A 15563-nucleotide genomic window follows, 5' to 3' on the forward strand; every position below is an offset into this window, starting at 1 on the left:
TGCACCAGATCCATGGTGGAGCAGAACACCGACAACCCGAACAACGAAGAAGTCGCACCGAAGCGCCGTGGCCGCCTGTTCGGCAGCCGTCGCGCCCGGTCCACCGGCCAGGAGGCCCGTGGTGACGTCGACACCGACACCAGCGACATCGAGACGGTCGCCGTGACCGACGACGCGCCGACCGACGAGACCGCTGCGGTCGACGGACCGGTCGCCCCGGACGACACGTCGACGGACAGCGCCGCGACGGATGCCGAAGCGACGGACACCGAAGCGACGGACACCGAAGCGACGGGCAGCGCGCCGACGACCCCCGAGCCGACGACCCCTGCGTCGACGGACACGGCGACGGCGGACGACGCCGTCGAGGTCGCGGTCGAGCACGTCACGGCCGCCGCGGCGGAGCCCCAGGACGTCTCGACGGTCACGGGCAGCCAGCCCGTCGTCGAGGCGTCGTCGGACGGCGGTGCAGCCGGCACCGAGAGCAGCACGGTCGCGGACGCACCCGCTGCGACCACAGCGGCCGACCCGGACGGGGCGACCACGGCGGACGACGCGTCCACCGCGGTGGCGACCGACGCGGTCGAGGTGGGCGGTGCCTCCCGGCCGGAGCCGGCATCTGCCCCCGAGGCGGACGAGCCCTTCGTGCCGAAGGCGACCAGCACCCTCAGCCTGATCTTCCACGCGCCGGTCCTGCCGGACCTGCCGGCCCTGCCGGCGCGCGCTGCGCGTGACGAGGACGACGACGAGGACGACGAGCAGGGCGGCAGCCGCCGTCGCTCGCGTCGTCGGGGGAGCAGTGCCGACCGCCAGGAGCGCGGTGTCCGTGAGCCGCGCGACCACCAGGAGCCGCGCCGCCGCGAGCCGGAGCTCATCACCGAGCCGCAGCGCATCAAGGGATCCACCCGCCTCGAGGCGAAGAAGCAGCGTCGCCGCGACGGCCGTGACGCCGGTCGTCGTCGCACGGTCATCACCGAGGACGAGTTCCTCGCGCGCCGCGAGAGCGTCGACCGCCAGATGATCGTCCGGTCGAGCTCGTCGAAGATCGAGATCGGCGTGCTCGAGGACAACGTCCTCGCGGAGCACTACGTCACCAAGTCGCACAACGTCTCGCTCATCGGGAACGTCTACCTCGGCAAGGTGCAGAACGTGCTGCCCTCGATGGAGGCGGCCTTCGTCGACATCGGCCGCGGTCGGAACGCCGTGCTCTACGCGGGCGAGGTGGACTGGAACTCGGTCGACACCGGCAACCACGGCCGACGCATCGAGGCCGCGCTCAAGCCCGGGGACAAGGTCCTCGTGCAGGTCACCAAGGACCCGGTCGGGCACAAGGGTGCCCGTCTGACCTCGCAGGTCTCGCTGCCGGGTCGATACCTGGTCTACGTGCCGAACGGCTCCATGAACGGCATCTCGCGCAAGCTGCCGGACACCGAGCGCGCGCGCCTGAAGAAGATCCTCAAGGAGGTCCTTCCGGAGCACGCGGGCGTCATCGTCCGCACCGCTGCCGAGGGCGCGACCGAGGAACAGCTCACGCGCGACGTGCAGCGTCTGACCAGCCAGTGGGACGCGATCCAGAAGAAGGTGCAGAACGGGCACGCCCCGGTCATGCTGCACTCGGAGCCGGACCTGCTCGTCAAGATCGTGCGTGACGTCTTCAACGAGGACTTCACGAAGCTGATCATCGACGGCGAGGCCGCGCGCGGCACGATCGAGGAGTACCTCGACGCCGTGGCGCCCGACCTCAAGGACCGCGTCGAGATCTACGACGGCCCGGACTCGTTCGAGGAGTACCGCCTCAACGAGCAGATCGAGAAGGCCCTGGACCGCAAGGTCTGGCTGCCCTCGGGCGGCTCGCTCGTGATCGACCGCACCGAGGCCATGACGGTCGTCGACGTCAACACCGGCAAGTTCGTCGGCTCCGGCGGCAACCTCGAGGAGACCGTCACCAAGAACAACCTCGAGGCGGCCGAGGAGATCGTCCGACAGCTCCGCCTGCGCGACATCGGCGGCATCATCGTCATCGACTTCATCGACATGGTGCTCGAGTCGAACCGCGACCTGGTGCTGCGTCGTCTCGTCGAGTGCCTGAGCCGCGACCGCACGAAGCACCAGGTGGCCGAGGTCACCTCGCTCGGCCTCGTGCAGATGACCCGCAAGAAGATCGGTGTCGGGCTGCGTGAGTCGCTCGACGAGGTCAACGCCAAGGTCAACGACAACAACGCGGACCCCGGGCCCTCGAAGGGGCGCCGCAAGGGCCGCGGCAACGGCGGCTCGACCGGTGGCAACGGCAACGGCAACGGCCAGGGAGGCAACGGGCACGGTGGCAACGGCGGCTCGGGCAACGGGGGCTCCGGCAACGGGTCGACCGGCCAGTCGTCGCAGGCGCACCAGATCACCGAGGACGTCAAGAACGCGCTGTCCCGCATCGCGGCCTCGACCCTGCCCCACGACGAGGCGTCGTCCGGCGAACCGGTGACCGGCGTGGCTTCGCCGCGCGGCGGTGCGGCGACCCCGGACCCCGAGGTCGCGGTCTCCGCCTCGGCCGATGCACCAGCGTCCGGTCCGTCGCCGGTGTCCGCGCCGGAGCGTGGCGCGGAGGACGCCGGGGGTGCGGGCAACCGTGACGGCGAGCAGTCGTCCGGGTCGAAGCGCCGCCGCCGTCGTGGCGGTCGTGGTGCCGGCAGTGCTGCACCCGAGCAGCGCGGTACCGACGAGCAGGATGCCGAACAGCACGGCGGCGAGCAGCGCGGGTCCGCCGTGCGCGACACCGACGAGGCCGTCCAGCACCGTTCCGGCCGCGCGGGCTCCGCTGGCGCACAGGAGACCCCTTCGCAGGGGTCCGCTCCCGAGCCGTCCGCGCAGGAGGCTGCTCCGGCGAAGACCGCGCCGACACGTCGCCGCGTGAGCTCGAGCGCTCCCGTCACCCCGACCGAGAACACCGTCGCGATCCTCGACATCCCGGTGGCCGTGACCAAGCGTGAGCCGCGTCCGGTCCGGGACGACGCGGAGTCGCTCCTCGACTCCGTGCTGCAGGCCCTCCCGGAGCCGAAGCAGCCGGGGCAGGGCCGATCGCGGTCGCGCCGTGTGTCGTCGCCGAGCATCAGCGCACCGGCGTCCTCGGACGACGACGGGCAGGACGACGGCGCCGTGATCGTGGGGAACTGACGTGACCCACGCGGGCGACCCGAACGGTCGGCAGCAGGACCGCGGGTACTACGGTGCGGGCTGGTCGCAGCCCGCACCGCCCGCGGGCGGCCAGCCCGGTGGCCCGGCGTGGCCCGGCCAGCAGTACGTCGGCCAGCAGCCCGGCGGCCAGCAGCCCGGCGGCCAGCAGCAGCCGCCGTACGGCCGCCCGCAGGACGGTCAGCAGCCGTACGGTCAGCAGCCGTACGGCCAGCCGCAGGACGGCCAGCAGCCGTACGGCCAGCAGGGCCGGGTGCGGTCACGGCCGCCCCGGACCGCGGATCCGCGCCGGGCGTTCGCACCCGGAGCGTCGGTCGCCAACGTCACGGGGGCCCTCATCGCCGTCGTGTCCGTCGTGCTCGTCGAGGTGGTGTCCGGCGTCCTCGGGCTGCTCGGGGCGTCCCTCGTCGTGCACCCCTTCTCGAAGTACGGCACCGGGGCGAGCCTGCTCGGCAGCTTCGTGTCGGGCGTGTTCGCCTCGCCGTTCCCGTTCTACGTGGGAGCGTTCACGGCCCTCGCGTTCCTCACGCCGATCGCGCGGCGGAGTCCGCTGCCGACGGTGCTCCTCCGTGCCGTGCTCGCCGGTGCCGCGGGGACGGTCGCCCTGGCGCTCGTCGGGGTCTTCACCGGGTCCTACGCCGCGGTCCGGACGGGGTCGGGTGCCCGGCTCGTCATCGACGTCCTCACCGGGCCCCTGCAGAACGGCATCCCCTTCACCCTCATGCTCCTCGCGACGTCGACCGTGGCGTGGCTCTGGCTGGGGCGTCCACGGGGAGGACGCCCGGGGCAGGGGCCGACGGGCGGACGACCGGGGACGGTCCGTCCTGCGGACGCCGTGCCCGCGCCGACCGTGCAGCCCTACGGTGCGCAGCAGCAGCAGCAGCAGCAGCAGCAGTACGGTCAGCCGTCCGGGTCCCAGCAGGCCGCCGGCCAGCCGCCCGTGCAGCGGCCCGACGACCGGTGGACGCCGCCGACGCGCTGACACCGACACGCTCGGTCGCCGGGCACCGCCGGTGCGCTGACACAGCCACCGGCGGGAGCCCGGCTCCGGGCGTCCGTCGTCGGCTCGCTCGACCCCGCCGGGCCACCCCGTGCACCGCCGGACCGCCGGACGCCGAACCGTGCCGACCGCACGGCGCGAGCTGCTGCTGACCACCGGGAAGCACCTCGCGCCACGCCGTCACGTGGTTCGACGTGCTCGACGTCGTGCGGACGCCGACAGCGCCGCCACACTGCCGCTCGCCGGCCGGTGGCCGCCACCCTGCCGCCCGCCGGCCGGGGGCTGCCGGCGACCGGCGGCTGCCGGCGTCCGGCGTCCGGCGCCCGGCCTCCCGCTGCTGCCGTCCGCTGTGGCAGGCGGCTGCCGACCGCACGCTGCGGCGGGTCGCATCGATCGTCGTGCCAGGGTCGACGGGACCGCGGCGACCCCGCGTGCTCCGGGTGGTCCACCGGGCGCGACGCGGCGTCGCTGCGGCGGGGCGCGCCTCCCGGCCGTCGCGCCGCGGACCCGTGCGACGCGCCACGGGAGGGGCGTGTCGCCGTCCGACCGCGCGGCCTCCGCGGACGGTCAGTGCGCGTGCCGGTGCCGACCGCGCTTGTCGCGCTGCGCCACCCGCAGGCCGCTCGCGATGAGCCGGAGCACCAGCTCGCGCCCGGTCACCGCCGTCGCGCCCGCAGCCACGAGTTCGTCGTAGCGGGAACGCGGTACGTCGTAGTGGTCGTGGTCGAACGCGCGGCGGGGGATCCCGGCCCGTTCGGCGAAGGCGTGGAGTTCGTCGTAGGATGCATCACTGACGAGGTGCGACCAGACGGTGTCGTGGGCGGGCCACGTCGGCGGGTCGATCAGCACGGTCACGCGAGTCATCGTACGTGTGTCGCCGTTTGACCGGACCCGGGGGGATCGAGTATTCTCGATCCCTGGTGTCAGCGGGCCGTTCTGCCTGCGTCGCCGATCGGGCCCGGCCTCCGGGAGCCGCTCGTGCAGAAGTGGGCACCCGAGACTTCCCTCAAGCAGAGTACGTAAGGAATTCCACGTGGTTTACGCAGTAGTGCGCGCCGGCGGCCGTCAGGAGAAGGTCGAGGTCGGCACGATCCTCACGATCGACCGTGCCAAGGCCGACGACAAGGGCAACATCGACCTCGCCCCGGTGCTCCTCGTGGACGGTGACAAGATCACGTCGGCGGCTTCCGAGCTCGCGAACGTGACCGTCACCGCCCAGGTGCTCGAGGACCTCCGCGGCCCGAAGGTCGTCATCCAGAAGTTCAAGAACAAGACCGGGTACAAGAAGCGCCAGGGCTTCCGCGCTGAGCTCACCCGTGTCAAGATCACCTCGATCGCGTAAGGCGGGAGTAGAAGATGGCACACAAGAAGGGTGCGAGCTCCACTCGCAACGGTCGTGACTCGAACGCACAGCGCCTCGGCGTGAAGCGCTTCGGTGGCGAGGTCGTCAACGCCGGCGAGATCATCCTCCGCCAGCGCGGCACCCACTTCCACCCGGGCGCCAACGTCGGCCGCGGTGGCGACGACACGCTGTTCGCCCTCTCGGCCGGTTCGGTCGAGTTCGGCACCAAGGGCGGCCGCAAGGTCGTCAACATCGTCAACGCGTAACACCAGCGACGACAGACTCTGCGGGAGGGGCGGGCCACGTGCCCGCCCCTCCCGTTCTTTCGTGCACGACCTCGAGCGCCGCGGTACCGTCCGCGCGCTCGAGTCAGAACCAGGAGTGGACCCATGGCGACCTTCGTCGACCGCGTGACCCTGCACCTCACCGCGGGGAACGGCGGCAACGGCTGCGTGTCGGTCCGCCGTGAGAAGTTCAAGCCCCTCGCCGGCCCGGACGGCGGCAACGGCGGTGACGGCGGGGACATCGTCCTCGTCGCCGATCCGCAGGTGACGACCCTGCTCGGCTACCACCGCTCGCCGCACCGCTCGTCGAAGAACGGCCAGCCGGGCATGGGCGACATGCGCAGCGGTGTCAGCGGCGAGACCCTCGAGCTCCCCGTCCCGATCGGCACCGTGGTGCACGACGAGGACGGCGAGGTCCTCGCCGACATGACCGAGCCCGGCATGCGCGTCGTCGTGGCCCCCGGCGGTCAGGGCGGTCTCGGCAACGCCGCGCTCGCGACCACGAAGCGCAAGGCCCCCGGCTTCGCGCTGCTCGGCACCCCGGGGTGGACCGGCGACGTCAGCCTCGAGCTGAAGACGATCGCCGACGTCGCCCTGGTCGGGTTCCCGAGCGCCGGCAAGTCCTCGCTCATCGCCGCGATCTCCGCCGCGAAGCCGAAGATCGCCGACTACCCGTTCACGACCCTGACGCCGAACCTCGGCGTCGTCGAGTCGGGCGAGGTCCGCTTCACCGTCGCCGACGTCCCGGGCCTGATCGAGGGCGCGTCGGAGGGCAAGGGCCTCGGCCTCGAGTTCCTCCGGCACGTCGAGCGCTGCGAGGCGCTCCTGCACGTCATCGACTGCGCCACGCTCGACCCGGGCCGCGACCCGCTCTCCGACCTCGACGTCATCCTCGGCGAGCTGGAGCGCTACCCGGTGCCGGAGGGCCAGACCCCGCTCCTCGAGCGTCCGCAGCTCGTCGCGCTCAACAAGGTCGACGTGCCCGAGGCAGCCGAGCTCGCCGACTTCGTCACCGCCGAGCTCGAGGAGCGCGGCTACCGCGTGTTCCCGATCTCGACCGCGTCCCGCAAGGGTCTGCGCGAGCTGACGTTCGCCCTGGCCGAGGTCGTCGAGCAGGCGCGTGCCGATCGTCCCGCCGCGCCCGAGCAGGAGCGCATCGTCCTCCGCCCGAAGGCCGTCAACGAGAAGCCCTTCACCGTGCGCGCCGAGGGCGGCGAGGAGCACCGCTTCTACCGCGTCCGGGGCGACAAGCCGGAGCGCTGGGTCACCCAGACCGACTTCACGAACGAGGAGGCGATCGGCTACCTGGCCGACCGGCTCGCGAAGCTCGGCGTCGAGGACGGCCTGTTCAAGGCCGGAGCGGTCGCCGGGTCCACCGTCGTCATCGGCGGGGACGGCGGCATGGTGTTCGACTGGGAGCCCACGCTGACGTCGACCGCCGAGCTCATCACGAGCGCCCGCGGCACGGACGCCCGCGTCGGCGGATCGTCGCGCCCGACGCGCAACGAGCGCCGCGAGGAGTACTTCGAGCGCATGGACGCCAAGGCGGCTGCGCGCGCCGAGCTCGAGCAGGAGCGCGTGTCCGGCCTGTGGGCCGACGACGACCGGGACGACCAGGACTGACCGACGCATGACCGACGCGCGCGCACGCACCGACCTCGGGCCCGTCAGCCGGCGGCAGGACGTGCCGCGTGCGCGTCGGCTCGTCGTCAAGGTGGGGTCGTCGTCGGTCAGCGGTGACAACACCGGGCAGATCGCCGCGCTCGTGGACGCCCTGGCCGCGGCACATGCGCGCGGCACCGAGGTCGTGCTCGTGTCCTCCGGTGCCATCGCCACCGGGTTCCCGTTCCTCGGGCTCGAGGGACGCCCCGAGGACCTGGCGACCCAGCAGGCAGCGGCCGCGACCGGGCAGAACGTGCTCATGTTCCGGTACCAGAAGGAGCTCGACCGGCACGGCATCGTCGCGGCACAGGTGCTCCTCACCGCGGGGGACATGCAGAACCCGACCCACCGGGTGAACGCGCAGCGGGCGGTCGACCGGTTGCTCGCGCTGCGGGTGCTCCCCATCGTCAACGAGAACGACACGGTCGCCACCCACGAGATCCGCTTCGGGGACAACGACCGGCTCGCGGCCCTCGTCGCGCGGCTCCTCGGGGCCGACGCGCTCGTGCTGCTGTCCGACGTCGCGTCGCTCTACACCCGTCCGCCGGAGCACCCGGGGGCCGAGCCCATCGACGAGGTCCCGTTCGGCGACGAGCTCGCCGGCGTGACCTTCGGGTCGGTCGGGGCGGCCGGCGTCGGGACCGGCGGAGCGGGCACGAAGGTCGCCGCGGCCCGGCTCGCGGCCGAGGCGGGGACGTCGGTGCTCGTCACCGGGACCGCGCTCGTCGACCGGGCACTGGCCGGGGAGCACGTCGGCACCTGGTTCCACGCGGCGCCGCGGCGCTGACGGGACTCGGTCGGCCTGGAGGCACGGTGCCGGCCCGCGACGTCGGCCTGCGGTCGAGACGCCGGCGTTCGGTCGAGACGCCGCGGAGCGGGTGAGACGCCGCCGGAAGCGGGTCCGTCTCGGCGGCACCGGACCGTCCCGCGCCGACGGCGGCGTCCCACCGCGGCACGCTCCGCCCCGGCGGCAGGATCGCGAGCGGTGCCGGACACTCGCGGACGTGAGCCGAGTCCTGCACCGGAGTCGCGCCTCCCGGCCGTCTCCACAGGCATGACCCCACCAGCGTCACGAGCCCGGCGGCCGACCTAGTATCGGACCATGTCGCCGACCGTCACCGCCCCCACCCTCACCGACAAGCTGGTCGCGGCGCGTGCCGCCTCGACGGCGCTCGCGACGGCGACCACGGCGGTCAAGGACCAGGCACTGCGCGCCGTCGCGGTCGCCCTGCGTGCCGGGACGGACGCCATCGTCGCGGCGAACCACGGAGACCTCGTGGCGGGCGAGGACGGCGGGCTCTCCTCCGGTCTGCTCGACCGCCTGCGCCTCGACACCGCACGGATCGACGCCCTCGCCGGGGCGGTCGAGCACGTGGTGGGACTGCCGGACCCGGTCGGCGACCTCGTCCGCGGGTCTCGGTTGCCGAACGGACTCCAGCTCACCCAGGTCCGCGTGCCGTTCGGGGTCGTCGGGGCCATCTACGAGGCGCGCCCGAACGTGACCGTCGACATCGCCGCGCTCGCGCTGAAGAGCGGCAACGCCGTCGTCCTCCGTGGCGGATCTGCAGCGCAGCGCACCAACGCCGAACTGGTCGAGCGCATCCGCGGGGCGGTGGCCTCGGTGGGGCTGCCGGCGGACCTCGTGCAGACGATCGACGAGTTCGGGCGCCAGGGGGCGACCGACCTGATGCGTGCTCGCGGGCTCGTGGACGTCCTGGTGCCGCGGGGGAGTGCCTCGCTCATCCAGACCGTCGTGACCGAGTCGCAGGTGCCCGTGATCGAGACCGGTGCGGGCGTGGTGCACGTGTACCTCGATGCGTCGGCACCGCTGGAGCGCTCGGTCGACATCGTGCTGAACAGCAAGGTCCAGCGGCCGAGTGTCTGCAACGCCCTCGAGACGCTGCTCGTGCACGAGGCGGCTGCCGAGCGGTTGCTGCCGGTGCTGGCCGACCGCCTCCGAGCCGCCGGCGTGACCCTGCGCGGCGACGACGCCACCCGGACCATCGTCCCCGGCGTGCTCCGCGCGACCGATGCGGACTGGGCGACGGAGTCGATGGACCTGGACCTGTCGATCCGGGTCGTACCCGACGTCGACGCGGCGATGGCGCACATCGCGCGGTGGTCGACGCACCACACGGAGTCGATCGTGACCGACGACGTCGACACGGCCGAGCGCTTCCTGGCCGAGGTCGACTCCGCGGTGGTGATGGCGAACGCGTCGACGCGCTTCACCGACGGCGGCGAGTTCGGTTTCGGCGCCGAGGTGGGCATCTCGACGCAGAAGCTGCACGCGCGCGGCCCGATGGGACTGCCCGAGCTCACCAGCACCAAGTGGATCGTGCGCGGGCACGGACAGATCCGCGGCTAGACTGGGCCGCGACTTCCCACCCGATCGAACGGAGCACCGGACCGATGACCTTCCTCGCAGAAGCTGCTGAGCACGCCTCCGGGGTGCCCGCGTTCGTCTTCCCGATGTGCGGCGCGCTGTTCTTCACGTTCCTCGGGTTCGTCACCTGGAGCTTCCGCGACGTCGCGTACCGTCACTCGCACAAGTTCGAGGCCACCCGCCACCACGAGACGGGTGTCGACGAGTTCGGTCACACCAAGCTCTGACACGCCGCTCGATGCTCGAGAGCACGGGGCGCCCACGCATCGGCGTGATGGGCGGCACGTTCGACCCGATCCACCACGGGCACCTCGTGGCGGCGTCCGAGGTCGCGCGCGCCTTCGACCTGGACGAGGTCGTCTTCGTCCCCACCGGTCAGCCGTACATGAAGTCGGACGTCACCGACGCCGAACACCGGTACCTCATGACGGTCATCGCGACGGCGTCGAACCCGATGTTCACGGTCAGCCGGGTCGACATCGACCGTCCGGGGCCCACCTACACGATCGACACGCTCCGCGACCTGCGTGACCAGCGACCGGATGCGCAGCTCGTCTTCATCTCGGGCGCGGACGCCGTTCAGCAGATCCTCGACTGGAAGGATCATGATGGCCTCTGGGACCTCGCACACTTCGTCGCGGTCACCCGTCCGGGCCACGATCTGAGCATCACCGGACTCCCCGAACGAGACGTGAGCTTGCTCGAAGTCCCTGCACTGGCGATATCCTCGACGGATTGCCGCGACCGGGTCAGGCGCGGCCACCCCGTGTGGTACTTGGTCCCGGACGGGGTCGTCCAGTACATCTCCAAGCACCACCTGTATCGGAGCGTTGCATGAGTTCGTCCGACGCGCAGCCGCCTCTCTCGCGGCGTGAGGCGCGCGAGCGGGAGCGTGCCGCCGCAGCCGGCGGGCAGCCGGTCACCCCGCCGCCGACCGTCGCAGCACCGTCCGACCAGCCCGAGGCCCGTCGTCGACCGGGCTCGCACGTCGCGCCGTCCCCGAGCGGCCCCGCGCAGTCGGCAGCCCGTCCCACCTCCGGCGACTCCGCTCCTGCCCCGCAGCCCGCCGGCGCGGTGTTCCCGCTCACCCCGGCTCCGGCCTCGGCGACGGAGATCGTGCCGGGGACCGGCGGCCTCACCCGTCGTCAGCTCCGCCTGATGCGCGAGGCCGAGGGGCAGGCGGTGCAGCCCGTGCCGCTGCGCGCGCCGACCCCGCAGTCCTCCGACCGCACCGTCCAGGACGTCATCGGGTCGGTCGGTCACCTCGACCAGGACACCGAGCGACCGCGTCCGGCCTCGGCAGACCGCGGGTCGTCGACCCCGCCGCGTCCGGTCCCGGCGTCCGCGGATCGTCCGACCTCGGCGCAGGACCCGGTCCGGTCCGCCCAGGTCCCGCTCGCCCCGACCCCGGTCGTCGACGCCTCCGAGGCGACGGACCGGACCGGCGACGCCACGGACGCACCCGGTCAGGAGCCTGCTGCCGAGACCGAGATGCTCGACGCCGCTGCGGTGGCCCAGGCGACCGAGGCCGACGGCTCCCCGGACGCGATCGAGCCCCTGAGCGAGGCCGCGGCGCACGCCGAGGAACCCCGACGCCACCGCACCACCTGGGCGCCGCCGGAGACCGACGACGCCCCGACCACCGACGACGCCCGGGCCACCGACGACGGCCAGGCCACCGACGACCGCCAGACCGACGACGACGCGCGGCGCTCGGACGGTGCCGCGGACGACGACGCTGCCCGAGTGTCGCCGTCGTCGGCGCCGATGGCCTCGTCCTCGACGCCCGTCGTCTTCCCGCTGTCGCTCGACGACGACACGAACGAGGTCCCGATCCAGCGCCCGACACCGGCGACGGACTCCCGTCCCGACGACGGTGCCGACGACGTCGGTGACGCCCCCCGCGTCCCCGCCGCGTTCCGTCGGAGCCCCGAGCCGAAGCCGGTCACGACGGCCTTCGAACCGCCGGCCGGTCACTGGACCCAGCAGGCGCGGGACGCCGGTGACGCCGAGGTGCACGACGTGACGGGCACGCGCCGCGTCGCGGTGCAGGACACCAACTCGATCGTGCTGCCGAACTCGGCGCTGGCCGACCCGACCGGGGCCCTGAACGCCACGGGTGAGGTCATCCTGACCGGTTCGATCGACCTGCCCGCGTCGCTGTCCTCCACCGGGTCACACCGACCGATCGACGGGTCCGAGGTCGACCGTCTGCTCGAGCAGCACGACGAGCAGCCGGAGACGGACGCGAGCCCCGTCCGGGCGAGCCGTGCGGTGTCGAGCCACACGTCCACCCGTCAGGTCGTGCTCGCCGCCGCGAAGCCGAAGGAGTCCCGGACCCCGGTCATCCTCGGCGTCACCGTCGGCGCCGTCGGTCTGGCGGCCGCCGGGGTCATCATCGTCGCCCTGCTCACCACCCACCTCGGCGGCTGACCGCCCGCCGACCCCTCGTCGAACGTCGCCCCGTCGCCCGACCCGGCCCACCGGCCTGGCCGCTGTCGGCGGGGTGGCCTATGATCAGGACCCACCACACGGACCCGCAGAGCGCGGTGCCGACGACCGGAAGGACTCCGTGACCGCCTCCTCACGCGCACTGGAACTCGTGCAGATCGCCGCCCAGGCGGCCGACGCGAAGCAGGCCGAAGACCTCGTCGCCCTCGACGTGACCGGGCCGCTGCAGCTCACCGACGTGTTCCTGCTCGCGACCGGCCGGAACGAGCGCAACGTGCTCGCCATCGCGGACGAGGTCGAGGACCGTCTGATCGCTGCCGGCGCCAAGCCGCTCCGACGCGAGGGCCGGACCGAGGGTCGCTGGGTCCTCATCGACTTCGGCGACATCGTCGTGCACGTCTTCCACGAGGAAGACCGTCAGTACTACTCGCTCGAGCGCCTCTGGTCGGACTGCCCGACGATCCCGCTCGAGCTGCCCGTCGACCACACGGCGTAGACGCGACGCGCCCGGGTGGCGGAGACGATTTCGTCACCCGGCGTTCGCGTGGTGTACGCTTTCATGGTGCCGCCGGGAACGGGGGCACGGAGCAACACGATCTGGGTCTGTGGCGCAGCTGGTAGCGCACCTGCATGGCATGCAGGGGGTCAGGGGTTCGAGTCCCCTCAGATCCACCGAAGAACACGATGAAGCCCCGCCGGACCCCCGGCGGGGCTTCGTCGTTCCGGGCCGCCGCACCCCAGTACGCTGTTGCGCATGAGCAACGACGCCCCCGTGACCGGTTCCCAGCCGACCGGTCCCCACCTGGCCGGATCCCCGCTGTCCGGGTCCGCCCTGACGATCACCGCCGGCGGGTACACCGCCGAGATCGCCTCGGTCGGGGCGTCGCTCCGGACACTCCGCGCCGACGGACGCGACCTGGTCGTCCCGTTCGCCGCCGACGAGGTCCGTCCGGCCTTCCGCGGCGCCGTCCTGGCCCCGTGGCCGAACCGGGTCGTCGACGGCCGGTACACCTTCGGTGGACACGACCACGAGCTCGCCCTGACCGAACCCAAGCGGCACCACGCGCTGCACGGCCTCGTCGCCTGGACCGACTTCCGCATCGTGGCCCACGAGCCCGACCGTGCCGTGCTCGCCACGACCGTCCCCGCGCAGGAGGGGTACCCGTACCGCGTCGAGGTGCTCGTCGAGTACCGCGTCGACGCCGACGGACTGCACACGACCGTCACCGGGACGAACACCGGTGGGGACGCGGCACCGTGGGGGACCGGGCCGCACCCGTACCTCGTCGCCGGCGCCGGTCGCGTCGACGACTGGACCCTCACCCTGCCCGCCGCCGAGGTGCTCGAGGTCACCGAGGACCGTCTCGTGCCGACCGGCACCGCCCCCGTGCACGACGAGTTCGACCTGCGCACCGCGACCGTGATCGGCGACCGTTTCATCGACCACGCGTTCACCGGGTTCGACCGGAACGGCGACGGGCTGGCGACGATCGTGCTCACCGCGGCGGACGGCCACGGGGTCCGGGTGTCCTTCGGGCCGGAGTGCGGCTGGGCGCAGGTGCACACCGCCGACCACGTCGTGCCGGAGTACCACCGCGTCGGCCTCGCGGTCGAACCGATGACCTGCGCGCCGGACGCCTTCAACGCTGGCGAGGAGTCCGGGCTCGTCGTGCTCGCACCCGGTGCCGCGCACGCCGCTTCGTGGACGATCGCCGCGGTCTGACCCGAGCGCGGGTCCTCGCGCGTCGCCTCGACGTCGCGCCGGACCTCGGTGCGCTGGCGGCTGCCACCGGCTCCGACGTCGTCTGGCTCGACTCCGGGCTGCCCGAGGGTGCGCCGGAGGCCGCTCGTGGACGCGCCCGGTGGTCGGTCCTCGCCCACACGGACGGGCCGTTCGCGACGCGGTTCCGGCACGAGGACCGACACGCGGTGCTCGAGGTCCCGTCCGCTGCGCAGCGGTGGTTCGGGCCGTCCCGCACCGAGGCGCGTGCCGCCTTCACCGTGCTCGACGACCTGCTGACCCGGACCCCGGCGCTCGAGGCCCCCGTGCCGGGCTGCGGGTTCGCGCTCGGCTGGGTCGGGTTCCTCGGGTACGAGCTCGGTCGCGAGTCCGGCGGCCCCGACCGCGCCGCGGCGCACGCGGACGCCGACCTGCGCTTCGTGGACCGCGCGCTCGTCGTGCACGCCGACGGTCGTGCCTGGGCGCTCGCCCTGGTGACCGACGACGAACCGACGGCCAGTGCGGCGAACCGGGCGTGGCTCGCGGGGCCGCACACGGGGCGGCCGTCCGTCGACGCGACGGACGGCACCACGGGCCTCCAGGCCGGTGCGGACGGGCGCGTGTCCCGCGACGCGTACGAGGCAGCGGTCGAGGCGTGCCGCGCCGAGATCCGTGAGGGGAACGCGTTCCAGGTGTGCCTCACGACCGCCTTCGCGGTCGGTGCATCCGGACGGGAGGCCCTGCCCGCGCCCGCCACGGACCCGCACCTGGTCGAGTACCTGCGACTGCGGCGGGCGGACCCCGTCCCGTTCGGTGCCTACCTGCGACTCGGCACGCTGCGGGTCGCGAGCCGCTCGCCGGAGCGGTTCCTGCGGGTCGGTGCCGACGGCACGGTCGTCGCCGAGCCGATCAAGGGCACGCGGCCGCGTGACCCGGACCCGCGACGTGACGCCACGGCGCGCGCGGCGCTCGCGGCGAGCCCGAAGGACCGCGCCGAGAACGTCATGATCGTCGACCTGCTGCGGAACGACCTGCTCCGCTCGGCGGTGCCCGGGTCGGTGCACGTCGAGCGGCTCTGCGACGTCGAGACCTACGCGACCGTGCACCAGCTCGTGTCGACGGTGTCCGCCGTGCTGCCGGCCGGGGCGTCCCGTGCAGCGCTCGTGCGCGCTGCGTTCCCGCCGGGATCGATGACCGGGGCGCCGAAGATCAGCGCGATGGCGATCGCGGACCGGCTCGAGGGGGCACCGCGGGGCGTGTACTCGGGGGTCGTGGGCTACTTCTCCGCGGACGGTGCGGTCGACCTGTCGGTGGCCATCCGCACACTGGTGACGGTGCTGGACGACCGGGGAGCGGAACGCGTCCGGACGTTCGGGGCCGGAGGCGCGGTGACGTGGTCGTCGGTCGCGTCGGACGAGGCGGACGAGGTCGAGACGAAGACCCGGTCGGTGTTCGGAGCACTGGGGGTCTCGGCCCGCTGGTGAGCGGGGTGCCCGGGCGCGGGTCGGGACCGCGTCCCGGCACCGGTCGGGCGT

Annotated in this window: 14 protein-coding genes and 1 tRNA gene; 14 read left to right on the top strand and 1 reads right to left on the bottom strand. The window is 73.1% G+C overall.

Annotation, left to right across the window (positions count from 1 at the left end; translation table 11 throughout):
* The first annotated feature begins 12 nt into the window (after nucleotides 1-12).
* Both NI26_RS04995 and NI26_RS05000 read left to right on the top strand, forming a co-directional pair.
* Nucleotides 13-3165: an Rne/Rng family ribonuclease gene (locus NI26_RS04995; protein WP_066653160.1), complete on the top strand. Its 3153-nt coding sequence runs from the start codon at nucleotides 13-15 to the stop codon at nucleotides 3163-3165.
* 1 nt (nucleotide 3166) lies between these two features.
* Complete coding sequence (locus tag NI26_RS05000) at nucleotides 3167-4165, top strand: hypothetical protein (protein WP_066653163.1); 999 nt, start codon at nucleotides 3167-3169, stop codon at nucleotides 4163-4165.
* A 585-nt stretch (nucleotides 4166-4750) separates the two neighbouring features.
* On the opposite strand, the gene NI26_RS05005 is transcribed toward NI26_RS05000, so the two are convergent.
* Nucleotides 4751-5038 (bottom strand): DUF4031 domain-containing protein, encoded by a 288-nt coding sequence (locus NI26_RS05005; RefSeq protein ID WP_066653166.1) that lies wholly within the window; start codon nucleotides 5036-5038, stop codon nucleotides 4751-4753.
* Between the two features lie 178 nt (nucleotides 5039-5216).
* On the opposite strand from NI26_RS05005, the gene rplU reads away from it, so the two are divergent.
* The 12 genes from rplU (at nucleotide 5217) to NI26_RS05065 (ending at nucleotide 15512) form a co-directional block, all read left to right on the top strand.
* Entirely contained in the window at nucleotides 5217-5525 is a 309-nt protein-coding gene (gene rplU / locus NI26_RS05010) for a 50S ribosomal protein L21 (protein ID WP_066653169.1), read from the top strand.
* Nucleotides 5526-5539: 14 nt separating this feature from the next.
* Nucleotides 5540-5791, top strand: coding sequence for a 50S ribosomal protein L27 (rpmA, locus tag NI26_RS05015; protein WP_022905368.1), 252 nt, complete (start codon nucleotides 5540-5542; stop codon nucleotides 5789-5791).
* 123 nt (nucleotides 5792-5914) lie between these two features.
* Entirely contained in the window at nucleotides 5915-7432 is a 1518-nt protein-coding gene (gene obgE, locus NI26_RS05020) for a GTPase ObgE (RefSeq protein WP_066653172.1), read from the top strand.
* Between the two features lie 7 nt (nucleotides 7433-7439).
* On the top strand, nucleotides 7440-8258 hold the full coding sequence (gene proB, locus NI26_RS05025) for a glutamate 5-kinase (protein WP_066653176.1): 819 nt from the start codon (nucleotides 7440-7442) through the stop codon (nucleotides 8256-8258).
* Between the two features lie 315 nt (nucleotides 8259-8573).
* On the top strand, nucleotides 8574-9839 hold the full coding sequence (locus NI26_RS05030) for a glutamate-5-semialdehyde dehydrogenase (protein WP_066653179.1): 1266 nt from the start codon (nucleotides 8574-8576) through the stop codon (nucleotides 9837-9839).
* Between the two features lie 44 nt (nucleotides 9840-9883).
* On the top strand, nucleotides 9884-10084 hold the full coding sequence (locus tag NI26_RS05035; RefSeq protein WP_058728434.1) for a hypothetical protein: 201 nt from the start codon (nucleotides 9884-9886) through the stop codon (nucleotides 10082-10084).
* Nucleotides 10085-10095: 11 nt separating this feature from the next.
* Nucleotides 10096-10695, top strand: coding sequence for a nicotinate-nucleotide adenylyltransferase (nadD, locus tag NI26_RS05040; protein ID WP_081984738.1), 600 nt, complete (start codon nucleotides 10096-10098; stop codon nucleotides 10693-10695).
* Entirely contained in the window at nucleotides 10692-12290 is a 1599-nt protein-coding gene (locus tag NI26_RS05045; RefSeq protein ID WP_066653180.1) for a hypothetical protein, read from the top strand. Before nadD ends, NI26_RS05045 begins: the two co-directional genes overlap by 4 nt.
* A gap of 139 nt (nucleotides 12291-12429) precedes the next feature.
* A complete protein-coding gene (rsfS, locus tag NI26_RS05050) occupies nucleotides 12430-12804 on the top strand; it encodes a ribosome silencing factor (RefSeq protein WP_066653181.1) in 375 nt (124 codons plus the stop codon).
* Between the two features lie 103 nt (nucleotides 12805-12907).
* Nucleotides 12908-12980: transfer RNA gene (locus tag NI26_RS05055), tRNA-Ala, on the top strand.
* Between the two features lie 82 nt (nucleotides 12981-13062).
* Entirely contained in the window at nucleotides 13063-14031 is a 969-nt protein-coding gene (locus tag NI26_RS05060) for an aldose 1-epimerase family protein (protein ID WP_066653183.1), read from the top strand.
* The gene (locus NI26_RS05065; RefSeq protein WP_066653186.1) at nucleotides 14010-15512 is read left to right on the top strand and encodes an anthranilate synthase component I family protein; all 1503 of its coding nucleotides are present in this window, start codon (nucleotides 14010-14012) and stop codon (nucleotides 15510-15512) included. Before NI26_RS05060 ends, NI26_RS05065 begins: the two co-directional genes overlap by 22 nt.
* The last annotated feature ends 51 nt before the right edge of the window (nucleotides 15513-15563 follow it).

This window comes from Curtobacterium sp. MR_MD2014, from assembly GCF_000772085.1.
Classification (GTDB): domain Bacteria; phylum Actinomycetota; class Actinomycetes; order Actinomycetales; family Microbacteriaceae; genus Curtobacterium.